General features: G+C 62.2%; 19 protein-coding genes, 1 pseudogene and 1 riboswitch. Of the genes and pseudogenes, 3 read left to right on the plus strand and 17 right to left on the minus strand.

Features of this window, described 5'->3' with window-relative positions; genetic code table 11:
- Window positions 1-191: 191 nt before the first annotated feature.
- The 5 genes from RAH32_RS19060 to thiC form a co-directional block, all read right to left on the minus strand.
- The gene (locus tag RAH32_RS19060) at window positions 192-467 is read right to left on the minus strand and encodes a hypothetical protein (RefSeq protein WP_306610006.1); all 276 of its coding nucleotides are present in this window, start codon (window positions 465-467) and stop codon (window positions 192-194) included.
- Between the two features lie 163 nt (window positions 468-630).
- Entirely contained in the window at window positions 631-798 is a 168-nt protein-coding gene (locus tag RAH32_RS19065) for a hypothetical protein (RefSeq protein ID WP_306610007.1), read from the minus strand.
- Between the two features lie 128 nt (window positions 799-926).
- Window positions 927-2152 (minus strand): IS3 family transposase gene (locus RAH32_RS19070; RefSeq protein WP_306610008.1). Its coding sequence is split into 2 segments (ribosomal slippage): window positions 927-1810 and window positions 1810-2152, totalling 1227 coding nucleotides; the frame shifts between segments, so codons are not numbered across the junction.
- Between the two features lie 408 nt (window positions 2153-2560).
- Window positions 2561-3019 carry an NUDIX hydrolase gene (locus RAH32_RS19075; protein ID WP_306610009.1) on the minus strand — a complete coding sequence of 153 codons (459 nt, stop codon included), beginning with the start codon at window positions 3017-3019 and terminating at the stop codon, window positions 2561-2563.
- A gap of 138 nt (window positions 3020-3157) precedes the next feature.
- Window positions 3158-4963 (minus strand): phosphomethylpyrimidine synthase ThiC, encoded by a 1806-nt coding sequence (gene thiC / locus RAH32_RS19080; protein WP_306610010.1) that lies wholly within the window; start codon window positions 4961-4963, stop codon window positions 3158-3160.
- Window positions 4964-5043: 80 nt separating this feature from the next.
- A riboswitch (TPP riboswitch) is annotated at window positions 5044-5163 on the minus strand.
- 346 nt (window positions 5164-5509) lie between these two features.
- Between thiC and RAH32_RS19085 the strand changes: the two genes are divergently transcribed.
- Window positions 5510-5692, plus strand: a complete 183-nt coding sequence (locus RAH32_RS19085; RefSeq protein WP_306610011.1) for a hypothetical protein — start codon at window positions 5510-5512, stop codon at window positions 5690-5692.
- Window positions 5693-5895: 203 nt separating this feature from the next.
- Here the strand turns inward: RAH32_RS19085 and RAH32_RS19090 are convergent, their stop codons facing one another.
- Together RAH32_RS19090 and RAH32_RS19095 are read right to left on the minus strand one after the other, a co-directional pair.
- Window positions 5896-8292, minus strand: coding sequence for a 1-deoxy-D-xylulose-5-phosphate synthase N-terminal domain-containing protein (locus tag RAH32_RS19090; RefSeq protein ID WP_306610012.1), 2397 nt, complete (start codon window positions 8290-8292; stop codon window positions 5896-5898).
- 21 nt (window positions 8293-8313) lie between these two features.
- The gene (locus RAH32_RS19095) at window positions 8314-9234 is read right to left on the minus strand and encodes a DMT family transporter (protein WP_306610013.1); all 921 of its coding nucleotides are present in this window, start codon (window positions 9232-9234) and stop codon (window positions 8314-8316) included.
- Window positions 9235-9362: 128 nt separating this feature from the next.
- On the opposite strand from RAH32_RS19095, the gene RAH32_RS19100 reads away from it, so the two are divergent.
- Entirely contained in the window at window positions 9363-9854 is a 492-nt protein-coding gene (locus RAH32_RS19100; RefSeq protein ID WP_119887274.1) for an Lrp/AsnC family transcriptional regulator, read from the plus strand.
- Window positions 9855-9857: 3 nt separating this feature from the next.
- Here the strand turns inward: RAH32_RS19100 and RAH32_RS19105 are convergent, their stop codons facing one another.
- On the minus strand, window positions 9858-10232 hold the full coding sequence (locus RAH32_RS19105; protein WP_306610014.1) for a winged helix-turn-helix transcriptional regulator: 375 nt from the start codon (window positions 10230-10232) through the stop codon (window positions 9858-9860).
- Window positions 10233-10336: 104 nt separating this feature from the next.
- Here RAH32_RS19105 and RAH32_RS19110 point away from each other — a divergent pair, with 104 nt between their 5' ends.
- Window positions 10337-11350 carry a zinc-binding alcohol dehydrogenase family protein gene (locus RAH32_RS19110; protein WP_306610015.1) on the plus strand — a complete coding sequence of 338 codons (1014 nt, stop codon included), beginning with the start codon at window positions 10337-10339 and terminating at the stop codon, window positions 11348-11350.
- 185 nt (window positions 11351-11535) lie between these two features.
- Here the strand turns inward: RAH32_RS19110 and RAH32_RS19115 are convergent, their stop codons facing one another.
- The 9 genes and pseudogenes from RAH32_RS19115 to RAH32_RS21685 form a co-directional block, all read right to left on the minus strand.
- Entirely contained in the window at window positions 11536-12537 is a 1002-nt protein-coding gene (locus RAH32_RS19115; RefSeq protein ID WP_306610016.1) for an XdhC family protein, read from the minus strand.
- A gap of 19 nt (window positions 12538-12556) precedes the next feature.
- Entirely contained in the window at window positions 12557-13789 is a 1233-nt protein-coding gene (locus RAH32_RS19120; protein ID WP_306610017.1) for a benzoate/H(+) symporter BenE family transporter, read from the minus strand.
- 55 nt (window positions 13790-13844) lie between these two features.
- A complete protein-coding gene (locus tag RAH32_RS19125; RefSeq protein ID WP_306610018.1) occupies window positions 13845-14651 on the minus strand; it encodes an enoyl-CoA hydratase/isomerase family protein in 807 nt (268 codons plus the stop codon).
- A 35-nt stretch (window positions 14652-14686) separates the two neighbouring features.
- Window positions 14687-16207, minus strand: coding sequence for an AMP-binding protein (locus tag RAH32_RS19130; RefSeq protein WP_306610019.1), 1521 nt, complete (start codon window positions 16205-16207; stop codon window positions 14687-14689).
- 2 nt (window positions 16208-16209) lie between these two features.
- Window positions 16210-16713 (minus strand): (2Fe-2S)-binding protein, encoded by a 504-nt coding sequence (locus RAH32_RS19135; protein WP_306610020.1) that lies wholly within the window; start codon window positions 16711-16713, stop codon window positions 16210-16212.
- Complete coding sequence (locus RAH32_RS19140; RefSeq protein WP_306610021.1) at window positions 16701-17540, minus strand: FAD binding domain-containing protein; 840 nt, start codon at window positions 17538-17540, stop codon at window positions 16701-16703. The genes RAH32_RS19135 and RAH32_RS19140 overlap by 13 nt, the downstream gene beginning before the upstream one ends.
- The gene (locus RAH32_RS19145) at window positions 17537-20521 is read right to left on the minus strand and encodes a xanthine dehydrogenase family protein molybdopterin-binding subunit (RefSeq protein ID WP_306610022.1); all 2985 of its coding nucleotides are present in this window, start codon (window positions 20519-20521) and stop codon (window positions 17537-17539) included. Before RAH32_RS19145 ends, RAH32_RS19140 begins: the two co-directional genes overlap by 4 nt.
- A gap of 118 nt (window positions 20522-20639) precedes the next feature.
- Window positions 20640-21479, minus strand: a complete 840-nt coding sequence (locus RAH32_RS19150) for a helix-turn-helix domain-containing protein (RefSeq protein ID WP_306610023.1) — start codon at window positions 21477-21479, stop codon at window positions 20640-20642.
- A gap of 78 nt (window positions 21480-21557) precedes the next feature.
- A pseudogene (locus tag RAH32_RS21685) lies at window positions 21558-22492 on the minus strand (transposase).
- Between the last annotated feature and the right edge of the window lie 186 nt (window positions 22493-22678).

A 22678-nucleotide genomic window follows, 5' to 3' on the forward strand; every position in this document is an offset into this window, starting at 1 on the left:
CGGTTGGCCAGGTCTGCGACCTCTTCTCCGACGAGGAATGCTACAACTACTTCAAAGCTGCAGGGTATGAGGCCGATTGAGTGCAACAGGCTTTAGGTGCTGGTAGTGGGGAGCCATTCGTAAAACTCATGCAAATACCCGTATTATCTTGGCATTTGCACTTCGTTTGTGAATCCACCCTTCCTGCGTGGTTAACGGCCGACCCGCATCCGCTGCACTGCGAGGTCTGTCCAAATGCGTTGGACCACGATCTCGATCTCCTCGGCCATGACATCATAGCAGCAAAACTCTGCTTTCAAGCTGTCAGGCGCCGTCACGATCATGGTGTCCAGCTCCTGCACGCCGTCATCGAGACAGGCATTGACCCATCCCCGAAGAAAAGTGGCAAGGTCATCGTGGGCAGCAGCTTCGCCGCTCTGGTTGGAGGAACAAGCAGCGCGCGAGTGGCTAATAGTCGTGTCGGTCATCTGGTGTCCGCCGTGCTGTCGCCCGACCCTCGGGACGACTGTGAAAATCAGCAGCTCAGAACGTCAATCAACCGGCCTGTCGCTTTCGACAAAATGTATGGGCGGGCCAGCACATGCAGAATGTGCAAAAAGGCTCGTTTTGTCTATGCATAATTCGTCGGCTTTAGCCGCAGACCTTCTCGGGTTCACGTGCGGGTCTGTGCAGCGAAATTCGCCTGAGCGAGTCCACCAGCACGGAGCCTATGGTCTGCGCGACCTTACACTCGGTGCCTTGTTGCGCCTGCCTGTAGTTCTTCAGGACCGCAATGATGCTGGGATCAATGATGCCCATCAGCGCACATCCTTCGTTGTATTCTGCTCGAAATTTTCTTGTCAATTGAGGGCATTTAGTGAAATGACCTTACGAAGCGTAAGAGTTCCAATGGCTTGATCTGGTCTTGCCCCCATTTCACCGGACACTCAGGCTGTTGCGATTTGGGCTGCAATGAACTCGCGGGGCGAGCGCATCTTCAAACCTGAGTGCGGGTGGTTGTCGTTGTAATCCTCGATCCAGCTTCCGATCAACTCAAGCCCAGTCTGGGCATTCGGCAGCGGCGTCACCTGAACATAGTCGCGCTTGAGCGTCTTCACGAATGCCTCCGAGATGCCGTTGCTCTGCGGGCTGCGGATCGGCGTGAAGCAGGGCTTCAGCCCGAGTTGACGGGCGAAGATCTGGGTATCCTTTGCGATGTAAGGCGGCCCATTGTCGGTCAGCATCTCGATTGTCGCTGGCGCGCGCAGTGCCTTGAACCGCCGCTCCACGGCTTCGAGCATGATGTCGCGGATGTCGGACCCGCTGATCCCGGCATTGACCACTGCTCTCCAGGCGATGATCTCGCGATCATGAGCATCAATGATGAAGGCACCTCTGACGATGTCGCCGTTCCAGCAGGCGAACTCGAAGCCATCTGAACACCAGCGGAGGTTCGAGCGCATCACGATGACCTTGCCGTCATGGATGTGCTGCGGCCGCTCGCAATACTTGCGGGCCAGCAGCAGGTTGTGTGCTTTCATGATCCTGTATGTGCGCTTGTGATTGCACGGCGCCAAGCCTTCCGATCGCAGTTGGCGGTTCAGGATTGCGGTGATGCGACGGTAGCCATAGGTCGGCCGCGCCGCCACGAGTGCTGTGATGAGCGGCACCAACGCCGCGTCTTGCGCTTTATGGTAGCGCCGCCGCGGCTTCGCTTTGCCCTGCAGCCGGTTGACCAGGTTGGAGCGGGAAACCCCCAACATCTCGGCCACCGCCTTCACTGGAAACCGCCCTTCAATGGCGACCCCGCGAGCAAGGTCGGTTTTTTTACCCGTGACTTGTCCAGGGCTTCCCGCAAGATCTCTGCCTCCAGCGTCTTGCGGCCAAGCTGGCGCTCAAGTTCACGGATGCGGCTTTCCATCTCGCGAACCACGCGATTGCTGGTCACATCGTCGTCTTCGGTCACCGCGACGCTTCCCCCTTCCAGCATCAGACGCCGCCAACGATACAACAGGTTTGGCGCCACGCCATTGCGCCGCGCCACGACCGAGATGCTGGCCTGTCCATCCAGCGTCTCCTCGACGATCCGCAGCTTCTCGGCGGCAGTCCAACGGCGCCGACGGCCGCCATCGGTGATGATTTCGATCTCTGACATAAGCACGTGCTTAGGCATATGCCTAAGCCTCCATGGTTATGCCCAAGTGTCCGGTCGAATTGGGGGCCAGTTCATGATCTTTATTTTTCTTTTGATGTGCTACCAATAGGACAAGTTGCCGCACGCAGCATGTTCAGACAAAAGAGGCTTATCAGCCGGACGGCACCTGTGTTGTTGTCATGTTCCCAAGTGCTTTGCCACCCGGCTGGAAGATCCCGCCAAAGCCATGCTTCAGCGGCCAGCCTGTGCCGGATCAGCAGTCTCTCTTCACCTTTTTGCCCTGTCTTGACCTGTAGTCCTTGACGATCAGGGGCGTATCGGAACTATGGCCACTGTTCACGGATTGTTCTTGCACGGTCTGAAGCCGTATGGCTTTTCTGATGAGCTTGAACCCTGAACAGGCAATCAGACACTGCATCAGCCAGCTTAAGCAACGATTGTTGCGCCTTGGCGGGCAACTTTCGCTACGTCGAGACTGAGCGCAAGGTTGTCGTCCTCCAGCGTGTCGAGGGCGAACCATCCGGCTTCTAAGGCATCATCACCGGCAGTGGGCTCGCCGGATTTCCAAGTGCAGAGGACTGCCACTAGAACGTAGTGATGACGCAGCACACCGTATTCATCGTCATCGAACGCGTCGACGGCTGTGAAGACACGTTGCGGGGTTGCATGTATTCCGGTTTCTTCCAGAAGCTCACGGATTGCAGCAGTTTCAATGGTTTCTCCGAAGTCTGTTTTTCCGCCGGGAAAACCCCATCGGCCAGCGTCCGGTGGGTTCGCACGCCGCACCAGAAGCACATGACCATCCTTGAACACCGTCGCGATGGTCGCAACGGTCGGACGTACCGGAAGTGGACTCATCACCTCCTTGGGCATCATGTCGGACATGTTGGCCTCCTGCTTAAGCCCACGTAAAATAGGTCATCTCCAAGTCGCCGTTAGCGAGTTTGGGCCTATGATGAATGCATTATCACATGAGCCATGCGGTCCCGCGCACATGCGAAACCGCATGAGGGTCATGTCCGCTCAGGTTTCCTCAACCACCCGCATGTATAGGTCGCCGCCCTCGCGGTATTTCTGCGCCATGGCGGCCATGCCCTCTTTCTGCGCCTCGGCACGGATGTCGTGGGAAATTCGCATCGAACAGAATTTCGGCCCACACATCGAACAGAAATGTGCGACCTTATGCGCCTCTTTCGGCAGGGTTTCGTCGTGGAAGGCCCGCGCCGTCTCAGGGTCCAGTGACAGATTGAACTGGTCCTCCCACCGGAACTCGAACCGAGCGCGAGACAGGGCGTCGTCGCGAAGCTTTGCCGCCGGATGTCCCTTGGCCAGGTCGGCGGCATGGGCAGCGATCTTGTAGGTGATGACGCCTGTCTTTACGTCATCCCGGTCGGGCAGACCCAGATGCTCTTTGGGCGTGACATAGCAGAGCATCGCTGTGCCGAACCAGCCGATCATCGCCGCGCCGATGCCCGAGGTGATGTGATCATAGCCCGGCGCGATGTCGGTCGTCAGCGGCCCGAGGGTGTAGAACGGCGCCTCGCCGCAGACGGCAAGCTGCTTGTCCATGTTCTCCTTGATCTTGTGCATCGGCACATGGCCGGGGCCTTCGATGATGACCTGGCAGTCCTTGGCCCAGGCGATCCTGGTGAGCTCGCCCAAGGTCTCCAGTTCGGCGAATTGCGCTGCATCGTTTGCGTCCGCGATGGAGCCGGGGCGAAGCCCGTCGCCAAGGCTGAAGCTGACGTCATAGGCGCGCATGATGTCGCAGATCTCCTCGAAGCGCTCGTAGAGGAAGCTCTCGCGGTGGTGATGCAGGCACCATTTTGCCATGATTGAGCCGCCCCGGCTGACAATCCCCGTGACGCGATCCACCGTAAGCGGGATCATGTGCAGACGCACCCCCGCATGGATGGTGAAGTAGTCCACCCCCTGCTCGGCCTGCTCGATCAGCGTGTCGCGGAAGATCTCCCATGTCAGGTCTTCGGCGATGCCGCCGACCTTTTCCAACGCCTGGTAGAGCGGCACGGTGCCGATGGGCACAGGCGAATTGCGGATGATCCATTCGCGGATGTTGTGGATGTTGCGGCCCGTGGACAGGTCCATCACCGTATCCGCGCCCCAGCGGGTCGCCCAGACCATCTTCTCGACCTCTTCGGCCATCGAGGAGGTCACAGCGGAGTTGCCGATATTGGCGTTGATCTTGACCAGAAAATTGCGACCGATGATCATCGGTTCGGCTTCGGGATGGTTGATGTTGGACGGAATGACCGCCCGCCCGCGCGCCACTTCGTCGCGGACGAATTCGGGGGTGACGAAATCAGGGATGGCGGCGCCGAGGCTTTCGCCGTCGCGTACCATCCTTTCGCGGATCGCCATGCGGCCCAAATTCTCGCGGATCGCGATGAATTCCATCTCGGGCGTGACGATGCCCGCGCGCGCATAGGCAAGCTGGGTGACAGCTTTCCCGTTCCGCGCCCGCAAGGGGCGGTGGCGGATGGGAAACTCGGGTGTTAGCCGGTCGCCTGAGGCAAAACCGTTGTCCTCGGGCTTCACATGCCGCCCCTCGTAGGACTCCACGTCCCCACGCCTCATCGTCCAACCTTCCCTCAGGCGCGGAAGGCCGCGTTCGATCGCGATTTCGGCGGCCGGATCGGTATAGGGACCCGAGGAGTCATAGACCGTCACCGGCGGCTCGCCCGCGCTTGAATGCAAGGCGATCTCGCGCATGGGCACACGGATGTCGGGGTGCAGCACGCCCGGCCTGAACACCTTGACAGAGGCGGGCAGTGGTCCGGTGGTAACCGTCAGGGTTTCTTTAGATGTCATGTCGAGGCTCCTCGCGTCGCAGCATTGAAGACCCAGCACCGACGGGAGGGAATAGAATGCCCCACTGGTCGCATGCGACCGGCAAGGCATCCGCACCGTCCCTACGCCAGCATGAACTGGATCAGGTTCGTAGGGTCACTGCGCTGCCTTGCGGCCCAGCCGTATCTCAGCCCCTTGTCGGGACACCCCTGGTGAGGACGTAAGAATGCGAAAGGGTGCCTCTATTGTCAACTGACCTCAACGACGCTCCAAGGATCGAAATCGTTCAAGATTCAAACCTCATTTACCACTTGGGTTGACCGGCTGCCTGGTCGGCATAGCTGCCGCTTGGCGGCGTCCTGGCATTCATACTCGGAGAGCCTGAGTGTACGCTGACCTATCCCCTATCAGGCGCTCCCACGAAAGATTTCAAAGTGGCGAGCCGCAGAACTGGCGCCGCACGTTGCAATGCGGAACAGATCCGCACGACGACACTCAGCACCTCGACGGATCGACACGACGGGGAAACCTTGCCTGCCGGTCACACAGCGTTTGCGCCACTTCTTCATGCTGACAGCCGCCGAGGCGAAGGTGCCCCTTACCTTTGCTGGCGGCAGAACCAAGGAATGTATCGCAGCCGAACAGGCCTCGACGTTCTGGACAAAGGTCGAAATCGCTCTTGATAAAACCGGAGCAACCCATCTGTATAAACTCAATCGTTCGTTGGCGATCCCGGTCGGTTCTTATTAGCCGACGCGATTCAGAAAATGGCCAGCCGTTCCTGTTCGTTCTCTTTAGGATAGAACCCGCTGCGACAAGACGGGAGGTCATGTCGTTTTGCGTAGAGAGGGCCATACCGCTGTCTGTCAATGTCACGTTTGCCGACTTGAAGTGGTTCAAGGGAATGCACGATTTCCGGACCGACGCGACCGCCGTCGGCTAGCCCTTGAGCCTCAGCGTCCGTACCCATCATGAGTGCGGGCGCCGTGGATGCGGGGCCCAGACGTCAATCCGTTGGCCGAGGCGACGAGAGCATCGCGGTCTATCGCAAAATGCCGATAAAGATCGCCGATGGTGCCGGTCTGTCCGAAATGCTCGACACCGTGCGGGATGGTAGCATGGCCTGCGACCGAACCCAGCCAGGCCAGCGTTGCGGGATGCCCGTCAATGACCGTGAGCAGGCGGCAGTGGCGCGGCAGATCGCCCATCAATCTCTCGACATGGCTGATGGCCTGCCTGTTCCCGCGCGCGCGTTCGCGCTGTGCCGCGGTCCACCCGGCGTTCAGGCGGTCGGCCGAGGTGACTGCCAGCACGCCGACGTCGCGGCGCGTGGTGCCGATCAGCCCTGCTGCCGCGATCGCCTCGTCCGCCACCGCGCCCTGATAGGCGATCACGACCTCGCAATTGGGGCCGGGCTTGCGCAGCCAATAGGCCCCGTCGATCGCGCCCTGGCGAAAGGCCTGATCGCCGCGGGTTCCGGGCTGTTCCAACGGCTTGGTCGTCAGGCGCAGGTACACCGATCCGCCGGTCTCGTCGCGAAGCCAGGTGCGTTCGTCGAAAGCGCCGTCACCGTCGCGCTGCAGATAATCGAAGGCCCACTCCATGATCACGGCAAGCTCGTCGGCGAAGGCCGGCTCGAAGCTGGCAAGCCCGTCCTGCGCCATTCCGGTCAGTGGCGTGCCAATGGACTGGTGCGCGCCGCCTTCTGGCGCCAGCGTCACACCGGACGGCGTGCCCACCACCATGAAGCGCGCGTCTTGGTAGCAGGCATAGTTCAGCGCATCCAGCCCCCGATGAACGAAGGGGTCGTACAGCGTTCCGATGGGGATCAGCCGCTTGCCGAACAGGCTGTGCGACAGGCCCGCAGCGCCCAGAAGCAGGAACAGGTTCATCTCGGCAATGCCCAGTTCAAGATGCTGGCCCTCGGGCGCAAACTCCCATCTTGCGGTCGAGGGGATACGGTGTTCGATGAACGCATCGGCTTGCGCCTGCCGTGAGAACAGCTTGCGGCGGTTGACCCAGGGACCCAGCGACGTGGTTCCGGTCACGTCGGGCGAGGTGGTGATGATCCGTTTGGCCAAGGCGCTGTCCCCCCTGGCCAACTGGTCGAGAATCTTGCCAAAGGCTGCCTGTGTGGAGATCTCCCGGTCCGCCACGGGCGAAAGGTCTGGTATCGCCAGCCGCGCATCGCCGTGTCGCCGCGTCCCGCCCGCAAAGAAAGGCACGCGCGACAGGAAGTCCTGAAACGCTTCCTTGTTCACCACGCCCGCAAAGGGGTCCCATTCGTGACCTTCCGCCACGCCCATGTGCCGCTGCCATTCCTCCATCTGCGCCTTGGTCATCAGGCCGCCATGGTTGTCCTTGTGCCCGGCAATGGGCGTGCCCCAACCCTTGATCGTATAGGCAAGAAAGCAGGTTGGGCGGTCATGTGTCACTCCCGCAAAGGTCTCCGCCATGGTTTCGACGCAGTTGCCGCCCAAGTTCTCCATCAACGCTGCAAGCTCCGGGTCCGAGCGACGTTCGATCAGCGCGGACACCTCGCCCTGATCGCCCAGATCATCCATCAGCCGTTTGCGCCAGACCGCGCCGCCCTGATAGGTTAGCGCCGAATACTGGGCATTCGGACAGGCATCAATCCAATCGCGCAAGCGATGGCCGCCCGGTTCCTGAAAGGCCGCGCGCTGCAACACGCCGTACTTGATGCGGATCACATTCCAGCCAAATGCCTCGAAGATCTTCTCGACGCGGCCGAACAGACCCTCGCGCACGATCCCGTCGAGCGACTGACGGTTATAGTCGATGATCCACCAGCAATTGCGCAGGTCGTTTTTCCAACCCTCCTGCAGGGCCTCGTAGATGTTGCCCTCGTCCAGTTCGGCATCGCCGACAAGCGCCACCATACGACCCATCGGCAGGCCCGCAGCCCACGGCTTGGCCGCCACGAAATCCTGCACCAGCGACGCAAAGCTGGTGATCGCCACGCCCAGGCCGACCGAGCCGGTCGAGAAATCCACGTCGTCGGTGTCCTTGGTCCGGCTGGGATAGCTTTGCACGCCGCCCAAGCCGCGGAACGCTTCCATCCTCGCGCGGGTCTGCCGGCCCATCAGATACTGCATGGCATGGAAGACCGGCGAAGCATGCGGTTTCACGGCCACCCGATCCTCGGAGCGCAGGGCCGAGAAATAAAGCGCCGTCATGATCGACACCATCGACGCGGACGATGCCTGGTGCCCGCCGGTCTTTATGCCATCCACCTTGGGCCGGATGTGGTTGGCATGATGGATCATCCAGTGCGACAGCCACAGCAGCCGTTGCTCAACAGTCTTAAGGTGCCCGGTTTCGATAATCATCGTTCCCCCCCTGTTTTTGTGTCAGCCGTTCCGTTGCGCGCTTGCGGCCGCCGCCATCCCTGCAAGGACCAGGGCAAGCCCTGCCAGAAAGACGGGCGACAGCCGGTTGGATAGGACCACAACCGATGCCGCGATGCCGATTAGCGGCACGCCAAGTGTGAAGTTCGACATGGCAAAGGTCGAGATCCGGCGCCCGTGCTCTGCCGAGATCACGAAGCAGGCCGAGGTGGCGACAGGTCCGATGAAGACCAGAAGCTCGACAAGATGCAGGCTCCAGCGGATGCCGTGGGGCAGGCCCTCGAACGCCAGCGCAAGGCCGCCAAGCGGCACGGTTGCCAGCAGCATCTGCCACGGCGCTAGCGCCAAGGGCGCCGAAACCCAGCGATGGAGCCGGACGTGCAGGATCACGGCCGACCAGGCCAGTGCCGCGATCAGCAGGAAGCCCGCCCCCATGAAGGCGCCCGGCGCGCTCCAGTCGGTTTCCAGGGGAGAGCAGATCAAGGCGACGCCGGCCAGGCCTGTCAGCAGCGCCGCGACCTGCGCCCGGGCTGGCCGCGCACGAAAGACAAGCCAGGCAAGCGCAACGGTCCATAGCGGTGTGGTATAGGCCAGCAGCACCGAATGGCTGGTATCGGTTCGGGTCATGGCAATCATGCCCAAGCCCGTGAAGGTCATCATCTGCAGCAGGCCGGTGCTGAGAACGATGGGCATGTCGCCGCGTTCCGGCAGGGTGACTCCGCCGCGCAGCGCCAGAAATGCGAACAGGCAGACGGCGGCCGACCCGAAGCGGAAGGTTGCAAGCCATAAGGGCGGCACCGCGGTCAGCGCCATCTGCGTCGCAGGCCAGCTGAGACCCCACAGCAGCACCATCAGCGACAGCCACAACCGGCTGTTTCCGGTCCGGAAAGGGTGCGAGGTCGCAGTGGGGGCAGCGCAGGACATGGACGGCCTCGATAGATGGAAGATAAGACCATCGTGACACCAATGCGACGGGTAATCCGACCTATTCAGACCCAAGCTGCAGGTGTAACAGGAAAACTTTATCCAAGTCTTAGGTGTTGGAGGATAAAATGACCCCAGAAAAACCCGAACTGGACACGGCCAGTTTGCGAATCCTTGATGCGCTGCAGCAGGATGCCGAACTCAGCAACGCCGAACTGGCCGAACGCGTAAACCTGTCGGCTTCGCCCTGCTGGCGGCGCGTGGCCGACATGCGTGAGCGCGGGGTGATCCGCGGCTCGGTCGCTCTGGTCGATCCGGTTAAGCTGGGCCTGCTGGTCAACGTGTTTGTCCATGTCACGCTGGCACGTCAGGACAAGGCCTCGCTCGGGACGTTCACCGACGCCATCAAGGACCGGCCCGAGGTGATGGAATGCTACCTGATGACCGGTTCCGAAGATTTCATGCTGCGCGTGGTAGTTGAGGATCTGCTGCGCTATCAGGATCTGGTGATGAACGTCCTGACTCAGATCCCGGGCGTGGCCAACATCCGGTCAAGCTTCGCCCTGGATCAGGTGAAATACACCACGGCCCTGCCGACCGGGCATCTGCACAAGGGCTGAGGGTCAGGCCGTGTCGCGTGGATCGTGTCCAACCGGCTTGCCGTAAAGGCCGATGTTTTCGTCGCCCCAAGTCTTCAGGGCACGCAGGATCGGCTCCATTGTGCGCCCCAGATCGGACAACGAATATTCCACCTTGGGCGGCACCTGGGCGTAAACCTTGCGGGTGATCAGCCCGTCCTCCTCCATCTCGCGCAACTGGTTGGTCAGCATGCGCGGCGTGCAGTTCTGCATGTGGCGGCGGATCTCGTTAAAGCGCAGTGTGCCGGACAGCAGGTGCCACAGGATGATCGACTTCCACTTGCCGTCGATCAGCCCGATTGCCGCCTCGACCGAGCAGCCGGGCGTGCAGTCGAAGCGGGAATGGCGGGCCTTGACCATGACAGTATCCTTTTCGACACTATGTGCATTGTTTGTGCGTATTGTCGCAACCCAAAAGTAAGACCAGTTTCGCCTTGACGCAAACGAACCAGTGGAGCGATCTCATGAAGGCCATCGGCTACAAGATACCCGGACCCATCGACCGCGCGAATGCGCTGCAGGACATCGACCTGCCGCGTCCGACCGCCACCGGCCATGACCTGCTGGTCGAGGTGGCGGCGGTGTCGGTCAACCCGGTGGACACAAAGGTGCGCAAAAGCGCCACCCCGACCGAGGGCGACTGGAAGGTGCTTGGCTGGGATGCGGTCGGCCGGGTGGCCGAGGTCGGGCCCGAGACCCAAGGCTTCGCCGTCGGCGACGAGGTTTTCTATGCCGGATCCATCACACGCCCTGGCGCGAACAGTCAGTTCCATCTCGTCGATGCCAGGATCACCGGGCACAAGCCCAAGTCGCTGACCAATGCCGAGGCCGCCGCCCTGCCGCTGACGGCTATCACCGCGTGGGAGATGCTGTTCGACCGGCTGGACATCGGCCGCCCCATTCCGGGCGCGGCCGACGCCATACTGATCATCGGCGGCGCAGGCGGCGTTGGATCCATCGCCATCCAGCTTGTCCGCGCGCTGACCGACCTGACGGTGATTGCCACCGCCTCGCGTCCGGAAACACAAGACTGGGTGCGTGAGCTCGGGGCGCACCACGTTATTGATCACCACGGTGATCTGGCGGCGCAGGTCGAGGCCCTGGGCATCGGGTCGCCGGGCTTCGTGTTTTCCACCAACCAGAGCGACCGGCATGTGAAGGGCATTCAGACCCTGATCGCGCCGCAAGGTCGCTTTGGCCTGATCGACGACCCCGAAACGTTGGACGTGCTGGGCTTCAAGCGCAAGGCTGCCTCGGTGCATTGGGAACTGATGTTCACCCGCTCGATCTTCGGCACGCCGGACATCGGCGAGCAGGGCAAGCTGCTGAACGAGGTGGCGAGACTGGTCGATGCCGGGCGCATCCGCACCACGCTGACCGAAACGCTGTCGCCGATCAATGCCGAGACCCTGAAGAAGGCCCATGCCCTGATCGAAACGAACACTGCACGCGGCAAGATCGTGCTGGAGGGGTTCTGATGTCCGGAATTATTCACCTGGTCGCGACGCTGGTGGCTATACCCGGGGGGCGGTCCTGCAGGCCGCCCTCACTGGGATGCTCGCGGACGTCCGCGCTGAGCAGGGCTGCCTGCGCTACGACCTGAATCGCGATAGTGACCGCCTGCGGTCGGCCGAGTAAGGGGGCTGCCCCGGCCCGCCCAACTCTATGTTCCAGCCGAACGGCTGGCGGATTTCGACCATCCATCAAATTTCGAGGGGCATTGAGCCGGAGCGGCCTGCGCGAAAGCGGCCATTATCTCTGCCATAACCGACATAGCCAGGGCTTTCGGGTCACGAGACGCGGGGATCAGGCCCATTGGCCCGTAGACTCGTGCGATTTGGTCCATGGAGGCGCCCCCCTCCTGCAGACGTGCGCAGCGCGCGGCATGGGTCGCACGGCTGCCCTGTGCACCAATATAAAAGGCGGGTGTCCGCAGCGCGGCCTGCAGGATCGGCAGTTCATAGTCGTGATCGTGATAGAACAGGGCCACGGCAGTCTGAGCGTCGATGAGCTCCACCTCGGCCAGGTTTCGCAGTTCTACCGTTCTGATCCCTTGGCGCGATGCTGCGGCCACTGTGCCACGGTCATGAGAATAGAGCACATGCCGATATCCGAAGCTGTTCAGCAGATGCGCGAAGACGACGGGCTCGGCACCGGTTCCGAAGAGGGCGAAGGCCATCGAGGGGGCGAAGGCGATGCTCAGGACGCCCGGAAGGGCCTCACCCAGATGCAGCCGATCCGCCTGGTCCAGCAGCAACAACACGTGCTCCCGGGCCCGCCGCAGGTGGCCAAGTTCGGCCAGCACGGCGGAGTCGCGTAACTTGAACACGCGGAGTTCCACGGCGCCGCCACAGGGCAGGGTCAGGTCCATGAAGGTTGATCCCTTGCCGTATCTTAGCGTTCGCCCCTGCCCCGACGCCAGAACCTCTTGCGCGTGCAAAACGATGTCAGCCTCGATGCAGCCCGAGGTGATAGAGCCTGCGATCCGGCCTTCGGCGGAAATCGCCATGGCGCTGCCGACGCTGCGGTAGGCGGGTCCGTCGACTTTTACCAGAACTGCGATGGCGACATTTTCCTCCCAGGATGCCGCAGCGTCCCAAGGGTCGTGGAGGGCGGGATGCAAGTTGTTGCCTTGCAAGCCCGGAAACAGATCGTGTTGCGGCATTGCTTGCATCCTCGCTGTGTCAGGCCGCCTGCGGCGCGGGCTTGCCGGTCCGGTCGGCGATCAGGGTCACTATCACCCCCGCAACTAGGGCCCAGAAGGGTGATGAGATGCCCATCAGGTTTACGTTCGACATTGCCACCACCAGCGCGGTGAAGGCGCCGATCTGGTGGCCGCGCGCGGCGCCAAAGGCTTCTTGCAGCGAACTGATCAGCACGCCGATCATCGCAAGCCCTGCGACTGCCATGATCAAGGGAGAAGGCAGGCGCAGGATGAGCGGCACCGCTACGGCGGCGAACAGGCCGAACGACCCGAACAGCACGCCGTTTGTGACGGCTGCGGTGTAGCGCGCTGCCTTGTCTTCCCCTGCCTGTTCCGAGGAACAGATTGCTGTCATCGGGCCAGCGATGTTGGCGTTGTGCGCCCCAATCAGCCCCGCGGCGATCCCACCGATACCCGAGATGATGGTCATGGCGTTGACGGGCGGTTTGTAGCCCTCGGCCATCAGGACACCGGTCGCCTGCGCGTTCTCGGCGCCCAGAACCAGCACCGCCAACGGCAGGGCGACGGCCAGCAGCGCACCGAGGGTGAAGCTCGGCATCGTCAGTTCAGGCGCAATAAAGCCCTGGTTCAACTCGGAGGCGACGAAGCCGCCGGTCAACCACGTGATCAAAAGGCCGGCTACAAGCGCGGACAGAACTGGGGGAACAGCCTTGAAAAAGCGCATGGAGAGGAAGAACGCAGCGATGGCTCCGCCCACGATCAGCGGCATCTTGATGGCCGCCTCTACCGTTCCAGTACCGAACCGGATCATGGCGCCCGCAATCATCGCCATGACAATGGGTATCGGCAGCCAGCGCATGATCCGGCCGACGAGGCCCGTCAACCCCAAGATCAGCACCAGGACGCCGGCCATGATGAAACTGCCGACGATCTCGTTGAAGGTGAAGCCTCCCATCGCCCCGGCCAGCATGGCCGCGCCAGGAATGGAATAGGCACCAACCACCGGCATCTTGTAGTAAAGTGCCATGATCAGGCTGATCAGTCCGCCGAAGAAATAGATGCCAAACAGCCAGGCAACCGTCTGGCCCTGCGAGAGCGATCCGCTCTCGGCGGCGCCGATCACGACCAACGCGGGTCCAGAACAGCCGAAGATCGCCGCGACAATGCCCGCCGACAGCGGTTTGACCCCGAAACAAGATCGCAGGTCCCGGAGGCCGCTGGCGAAGCCAGGCCCCTTTTCGATAAAAGCCATGTTTTCTCCTCCCTGAAGATAGAGGGCGACCTCCACGTCGCCCCCCGGGTTCGCATCAGCTGCCGACGAAAGCAGGCGCGCGCTTGGCGTGGAACGCCTCGACTCCCTCCCGGAAGTCGTCCGATGTGCGCAGACGGCTGTAGCAATGCCCTTCCAGCTCGATGGCGGTGGACAGGAGGGCGTCGTCGGTGTCATTCAGCAACTTCTTGGCAGTCCGCTGGGCGATGGGAGAAAACTCTCGCAACTCTTGCACCAGGGCATCCACAGTCGCTTCAAGTTGATCGTCGGGGACGACCTCGGTCGCGATGCCCCAGTCATACGCCTGACGCCCCGAAATACGCTTCGAGCGCATTACGATGTGCTTTGTACGCGTCACACCCACGATCTTCTGCAGCCGGGCTGATCCACCCGAGCCCGGGATCTGGCCCAGCTTCTGTTCGGGCAGTGCGTATTGCGTCGTTTCCGAGGCGATGCGGAAATCGCAGGCCAGCGAGATTTCGAAGCCCACCCCGAAGGTGTATCCCCGGTTCGCCGCGATGACCGGTTTGGAACAGCGTGCAGGCGCTGCGATATTCCACGCGAGTTTCGAGACATGCTCGGGCGAGGCTTCCAGAAAGCCGCGGATATCGCCGCCCGAGGAGAAATCCTTCCCATCGCTGCGCAGGACGACAACCCGCACGGCTGCATCCTCGTCCAGTTCCTCGAACACGAGGCGCAGCTGATCACGCGCCGCCATCGAGATGACGTTGTAGGGTGGACGGGACAGAATGATGTCCGCACGTTCATTTGCGGCGTCCATTTCGACGCGGAAGCCGTCCAGGGCAGCCAGGCGCGGGTTCATGAAGTCATAGGTGGTGGGCATGTTGGGTGTCCTGTTCATGCGTATTGAAAGATTGCTCAGGCGATGGTCGGGAGCTTCTCAGGCTCGTATTCACCTGCAACGAGACAGCGGCGCAGCAGCTTGCCGACGGGCGACCGCGGGATTTCATGGACGAAAACATAGCTGCGCGGACGACGGAAATTTGCCAGGCCCGAATGCTTGCAATGCTCGTCCAGCATCTCGGGCGTCAGAGACGGGTCGCGCCGCCTGATGAAGGCGGTGACGACCTTGCCCCAGCGCTCATCGGGCAGGCCGACCACGGCAACCTCGTCCACCAGCCTGTGCAGCGACAGGCAGCTTTCGACCTCGACCGGCGAGACGTTCTCGCCCCCGGTGATGATCATGTCGTCCACGCGGCCGGTGACGAACAGGTCGCCGTCCTCGTCGAAAAAGCCGGTGTCGCCGGTCAGATACCAGCCGTCGCGCAGCGCCTTGCGGTCGGCGTCGGGACGCCGCCAGTAGCCCTCGAATGCCTCGTCGCCCTGCAGAAGCGCGATGATCTGCCCTTCCTCGCGCGGGGCGGCCAGGCTGTGGACATCCCCGGCGTCCAGGCGGATGACGCGGATGATCTGGTTCAGCCCCGCCTTGCCCGCCGATCCCGGCTTGCACGCCGCGGACTGGTCGATCGAGAAGGTATAGACCTCGGACGAGCCGTAGTGGTTCACGAACAGGTCGGGCTGGAACAGCCTGTCCAGCTGCGCGGTCAACCCGTCGGTCATCGGCGCGCCCGCATAGCCCAGCTTGCGCACGCTCCGCACCCGATCGGGCGAGAAGTCGGGGTGATGGACCAGGTCGTGATAGAGTGTGGGCACAAGGTAGAGATTGGTGATCCGCTCGTTCTCGATCAGTGCCAAAGCGCTGCTGACGCTGAAGCGCGGCAGGCAGACGAAGGTGCCGTTGATCAGCGCATGGGCCAGCAGCGACCGCACCCCCATCGTGTGATAAAGCGGCATGACGCCCAGCGTCCGTTCCTTGTAGGCGTAAAGGTTCTGCGCGATATGCGCGACCGCCGCGGCCCGTTCCGTGCGGTGCCTGCGCGGCACGCCCTTGGGCTTCGACGTGGTGCCTGACGTGTAGAGCATCAGCGAGATGCAATCCGCATCCGCGCGGGGTTGGGCGGGCGGGGCAGTTCGGGCCAGCGCCTCCTGGAGGTCGCGGAGGGTCAGGCACTGCACCGTCGCGGCTTCGGGACAGGCGGCGACCGCGTCCCCCGCGACGTCGTCGAAGATCAGCAGCTTCGCCTGGCTGTCGGTTAGGGCATGAGACAGATCCTCGGCGGTGGCGCGCCAGTTGATGGGTGTGATGATCAGCCCGGCGAACTGCGCCGCCCAGTGCAGCGAGGCGTTTTCCCACCGGTTCTGCAGCACGGTGACGACATGGTCACCCTTCTTTACACCCAGACCGTCCAGATACGAAACCAGCGCGGAAATCCGTCCATACCATTCCTCATAGGTGAGCCGGACGTCGCCATCGACGATGGCCAGCGCCTTTGGATCCCTGCTGACGGCAGCCAAAAAGCTGGTGCCAAGATCGAGCATTCTCAGTTTCCTCCCTTTCGTAAAGTGTCGCGCGCGGCCAAAGCCGCGCGGACGATCGGCTCGTAGCCGGTACAGCGGCAAAGATGGCCGGACAGCGCGTCCCGGATGACTGCCTCGGACGCGTCAGGTTCTGCGGCCAGAAGCGCGTCCAGGGTCATCAGGATGCCGGACGTACAGAATCCGCATTGCAGCCCGTGATGTTCGCGGAACGCCTGCTGCAGGACCGACAGGCGGCCTGTTTCGGCCGTCAGCGCCTCAACCGTGCGGATCTCCATGCCCTGGGCTTGTGCAGCCAGGACAAGGCAGGCGCGGGCCGGGGCACCGTCGATCTGGACGGTGCAGGCTCCGCAGACGCCGTGTTCGCAGCCGACATGGGTGCCGGTGAGGCCGATCTCGTGCCGCAGGACGTCGGACAGCAGCATCCGGTTCTCGACCCGGACGGTCTGTTCGGCGCCGTTCAGGCGGAAGGTAACCTCATGGCGGGATGTTGCGTTCAGGACTGGCATCGGGCGGCTTCCGCTTTGGCTTGGTGGATGACTTGGCGGCCAAGGCGCCGGGTGATCTCGCGGCGATAGGCTGCCGAAGCGTGCAGGTCGTCACGCGCGTTCAGCGACCAGGCGATGTCGTTAAGCGCATCTTCCAGCCCATCGTCCTGACCTGCGCCCAGGTCGAACCGCCGCGCGATATCGTCGATGCCGCCCACCGTCAGGCTTACCCCTTCACGCGAGGCGATAGCGGCGATAGCAACGATGGCGAAGTCGCCGTGACGGCGTCCGATTTCCTGGAAGGCGAAGCCTGTTCCCGGCGCGGCAGTTGGATAGCTGACCGCCTCGATCAGCTCGTCCGGTTCGCGCACGGTGGACATCATGCCCAGGAAGAAGTCCGCCGCCCGGACCGTTCGCGCCTTCCGGCGGGTCCGCAGGTGGACCTTGCCTTGCAGTGCGATCAGGCACAGCGGCAGCTCGGCACTGGGATCGGCATGGGCGATCGACCCGCAGACAGTGCCGCGGGCGCGTGTCTGGATATGGCCGATGAAAGGGATTGCACGGGCCAAAAGCGGCTGCTTCGTGACAAGGTTCGGCAGTTGCTCCAGCTGCGCCTGACGAACGGCGCAACCGATGCGGAGTTCACCGTCCCTCTCCTCGATCCGGGCAAGGTCGGGCAGCCGTGCCGCGTCGATCAGCACCTTGGGCTTGGCCAGGCGCATGTTCAGCATTGGAACCAGCGTTTGCCCCCCGGCGATCACGCTGGCGTCAGACCCGTGTTCGGTCAGCACGTCCAGGATCTCCTGCCGCGACTGCGGGCGGACGAAGGAAAAGCGTGCGGGTTTCATCTATGCCTCCGGAAAAGATGGAGAATTCGTTTCAGGAGCGACGGGCGGCCTGTCTCGCTGCCGCCTGCGTATCGAGCGAGGCTCTGGAAAAACTGGCCGATGATGACCCGCGCCGCCCCGTCCAGAAGCCGTCCACCCACCGAAGCGACCTTGCCCCCAACTGCCGCGACATAGGAATAATGCAGCCGCGTTCCGCCGCTTGGCAGGTCGGACAGCCGGATGACCCCGGTTCCCCCACCCGAACCCAGCCTTCCCGTAACGACTCCGGTCAGTGTGACGCTGTTCAGGTGGTCGATGTCGGACAGCCTGACGTCGGCCTCATATTTATCCTTCACGGGGCCGACGCCCAGCGTCACGGTGGCGGTAAAATGTTCGGGCGACAATTTCCGCACGCCATGCGCGCCGGGAAGGATGGCGGCCAGCGTCTCGGCTTCCAGCAGCATGTGCCAGACCGCTTCACGCGGGGCGGAGACGTCAGCCTCACCCTCGCCGGTCAGCGCCCGCTCGCCCGGTTTCGCCTTGGCCTGCAGAGGCCTGGTGATTGGCTTTGATGGCGGACGTTCCTCCGCTCCGATCATCGCCAGCACCTTGGATGGTGTGATGGGAAGTGTGATGTCTTCGCACGACAGGGCGTCGGCGACGGCATTGGCGATGCAGACGGGGGTTGACATACAGTTGCCCTCGGCCACGCCCTTGGCGCCCAGAGGCGTGAATGGCGAGGGCGTTTCAAAATGCAGGATCTGGATGTCCGGTGTCTCCATGACCGTCGGGATCAGATAGTCGGCGAAGGTCCCGCTTTCGAAGGAGCCGTCCTCGGCATAGACAAATTCCTCGTAAAGTGCGGCACCGACGGCCTGCAGGAAGGCGCCGCGGACCTGACCGTCCACCATGCCGGGATGCAGGATGCGTCCGCAGTCATGCATTGACACATAGCGGTCGATCCTGACCTGCCCGGACAACCGGTCGATCTCGACCCCGCAGAAGTCGAAAATAAACCCATGGCAGAGCGAGGAATTCACCTCGTCCTTCTCGTTCGGCGGAGTGAGTTCCGGAGGTGACCAGAAGACCGTCTCGCTGATCGCCTGGCCGATGCCCTCGGGCAGGGTGCCGGGCGCCCAATGCGAGGTGCCCGCAAGCCGCCCGAAGGGGATCGCGGCGGCGGGATTTGCGCAGTCGAACACCTTGCCTCCGGCGAAGCTGATCGCCTCGGGAGCGCAGCCCAACTGCTGTGCGGCCATTGCGGCCAACTTCTCGCGTAGCCGCTGCGCGGCGAGGCTGACCGCGCCCGCGACAGCGGCGGCAAAGCGGCTGGAATAGTTGCCCGCCGCAATGGACCAGGGGTCGCGGCTGGTATCAACGTCCACGATGGCGCGAATGTCGCTGATCGGCAGGCCCAGAATGTCGCCCACCACCTGCGCAAGCACCGTCCGGTGGCCCTGCCCCTGCGGAACCGAAGCAGTCTTGACCGTCACCGCACCCATCGGATCGACGGTGATTGTGCCGACTGCCTGCGCCCCGTTCTTCGGGCCCACCTTCGCCCGCTGGTCTGGGGTCAGGACCGTGGTGATATAGCCCATGTTCGAGACCGAAGGCTCGATCGCCACACAATAGCCGATGCCGTAAAGCCGCCCCTCGGCTCGCGCCGCGTCCCGCAGGGCAAGAAGCTTGTCCAGTTTTCCTGCATGCGCGGCGGTATAGAGGGCCTTGCTGTAATCCCCAGAGTCCAGCAAGGCGCCCGTCGCGGTGCGATATGGAAAGGCACCTGTTGGGACCAGGTTGCGGCGGATCAGTTCCAGCCGGTCAATTCCCAGTTCCAGAGCGATTTTGTGGACCAGCCGTTCCAAAGCAAAATAGACCTGCGGCCCGCCAAAACCGCGGTTCAGCCCTGTCGGGGTCTTGTTTGTCAGCACAACTCGGTTGCGGATCGACACGTTGCGGATGGCATAGGCACCGGTCATGTTCCCGTGCATCCGGTAAAGCGTGGCCGGTTCGGGCGCGCGCAGATGGGCGCCGCAATCCTCGACCTGATCCCAATCGAGCGCTTGAATGCGCCCTTTCTTATCTACAGCAGCCGAAAGTGTTGTTACCCGGTTGGTCGCCGATACCGAGGCCGACAGATGCTCCAGCCGATCCTCGATCCACTTCACGGGGCAGCCTGCGACCCTGGCCGCGACACCCGCGAGAATGATATAGGGGAACACCCCCTGCTTAACTCCAAACGATCCGCCACTATCCGGTGGCGTCCTCAGTCGCAGCCGGTTTCCCGGCACCTTGAGCGACCGCGCGATCACCGTATGAATCGAAAACGGACCCTGAAAATTCGCCGTGATGTCGAACATATCTTCGGACGGCAGGTATTCCGCAACGACGCCGTAACACTCCATCGGCGTGCAAGAATTACGGGGATAGGCGACTGAAATCGACACCCGGTGCGCAGCCTCTGCAAAGGCAAGCTCGGGATCGCCGTAGCGGAAGCTGCGGTCCGAGATCAGGTTGCCCTCGAGCGATGGGTGTAGCACCTCGGCCTCCGGGGCGAGCGCCTCCATCGGATCGACCACGGCGGGCAGGGTCTCGTATTCGACGCGGATCAGGTCGACCGCATCCTCGGCCACATAGCGGTCCAGGGCCACCACCATGGCGACCGGCTCTCCGACATAGCGGACGCGGTCGCGGGCCATCGGCCAGGCCTCGACATCCGCTTTCACACCCACTGTCATCGACCGGGTCAGCGCCGCGACATCATCTCCTGTCAGGACTGCAACGACGCCGGGCAGCGCGCGAGCGTCTTCGGTATCGATGGAGATAATCTTAGCATGGGCCTGACCCGCCCTTAAAAAGGCGATGTGTCGGGTGTCTTTTCGTTGCGGTAGATCATCCAGGTATCGCCCGTTCCCGGTCAGCAGCGTCGCATCCTCGACACGCGCGACGCTCTGACCGACCAGCGTTCCTGCATCACCGACAAGAGATGTCGTGTGTAACAATCCTGCATTCCTCCCATGGCCGAGGCGTGAACCTCGGTCTTCTCAGAAGGATGCAGGTTGCCCGCGGACCAGACGATACCGTACTGTCCGCGGGCTTACCCAGTTGTCTCATTTTTTACTATTCAGCGACCGCGCTGCGCCAAGTGGTCGGATAGCTGCCAGCATGATCGTGGAAGAAGCGCGAGAAGTGTGCGGGGGCGGAGAAGCCTAGGTCGTCGCTGATCGACAGCATCTTCGCATTCGGCTGCGAAACAATGGAAATCGCCCTCTCGATCCGCACTGCATTGGCGTAGAGTTTCGGGGGGATGCCGATACAATCCTCAAACATGCGGTAAAGATGCGCGCGGGAAACTCCGACTTTCCGCGTCAGAGTGCCGATGTCGCTATAGATCGCGGGCTCTTGCGAGATCAGCGACAGGGCACGCCGCACGGGGGGCAGCAGCGAGCTGCCCCGGGCAAGCTCCCTCAGCGACCGACGCAATGTCTGCTGATCAGCAAGGGTGCGCACGAGATGCATCATTAGCTGTGACAAGCAGGCCACGTGTTCGGCTGTCTGGACAGGATGTAGCACCATCAGTTGCGCCAGTTCCTGTACATAGGAGCGGGCCGTCCGATCGAGCAGGACATGGTTTCCCGAAAAAATCTGCGTGTTGGGCATATATTGCCAGTCGAGGCAGTACGATGCCAGCCACGCGGGCTCGATGAAGAAAGCGAGGATGATGGTGGGGGGCTTCTTCGGGTCGTGTACATAGGAATGAGGCTCCCATGCGTTCATGACGACGCCGAGTGTATCGGTCAGTTCGACATTTACACTGCGCACCTCGAAAAAGGTGTCGGCTCCCTCAGCTTTCACCAAAAAGTGGACATGGTGGTGCGCATGCCGAACCAGCGGGCGGTCCATGTCGAGCAGGCACACGCGCCCGAACTCTCCCCGAATGACACGCAAGGCGTTGGACAATTCTCGCCCCCTTTTCCGCTGCCAGCGCGGATATGTAGTTAATTCGTGTGGCAAATGCAATGAACCTGCTGGCTTTCCTTAATTGCCACGGCGGCTGGCAACGCATGTCAGTCGACCCTGGACGCGATAGCTAAAATGCGACTTCGGTTGCCGAGAAAGTTTCTCCCTGCGGTACCGGCGTCCGAGCAGGTTGGCCTTGAACACCTCGGCGGGAGTGCGGAAGCCCAGACACTTGCGCGGCGTGGCGTTCAGGCCGGCGCAGAGCTGGCGGAGTTCCTCCTGTGAGAGCGAGTTCGGATCGGTGTCGCGACAAAGCCACGACGCAGTCGCGCCGTGAAGCTGAAAAACCGACTTTGCCAAGTCGATACCGATGACTGTAACCTTTTCCACGGATACCTCCTCCATGCTGGTGCTTTGCAACATCACCATCTTGGCACATCGCGATGCCGTTTAGGGGTGAGGTATCCACACCATCAATGCCCAAACTGGCGGCGATGCGCGATAACGTCGGGGCGGAACAAGATGCTGAGTTCCGGCGCAAACTTGGGCGGCGGGCGCTTGCGCAACCGATATCCCCGGCGGCGTCGGCGGCCGGAGGGCAGGTGGCGCCACAGCTCACCTCGACGACCACCCTCTGAATAGATGTGTTGATAGATCGTCTCCTGGCATACCCGGCGCGAGGCACCTTCGTAACGCATCCAGCCGGCGATCTGCTCGGGGGTCCAGCCAGAGCGAAGGCAACGCTCGACCTGGTCGCGCAGCCCGGGATCTCGCACCAGCTTGCGCTGCCGTGTCCGTCGCCCATCCGAATAGCTTTGCGCCACAACGCACCAGTAGCCGCTGAGCTTCGGGATCTCGCTGTCGTGGAAATGATTGCGGCGCAGCTCGCGGAAGATCGTCGAGCGGTGCCGGCCGAGCCTGCGCGCCATCTCGTCAGGGCTCAGCTTCATCTGCCGCCAGCGCTCGATCTTGCGGCGTTCCGAGAGGAAAAGGTGGGAAAACCGAACCTTCATTCCTATGGTCCTTCCATGGCTCAACCCATTGTTGAGCACAGAAAGTCGCATTTCAGGATAGCGCGTCCCGCGGCTATACCGCTCTGGCACCTAGCGGGTATTATGGAGGAGGCAGAAAAGGATGAGCTGTCGCCGCGGCACAGATGACATCCAACGAGTACGGCTATTATCCCGCCCCCTGCCCTT

The organism is Paracoccus yibinensis (assembly GCF_030846195.1).
In the GTDB taxonomy this organism is placed as follows: Bacteria; Pseudomonadota; Alphaproteobacteria; order Rhodobacterales; family Rhodobacteraceae; genus Paracoccus; species Paracoccus yibinensis.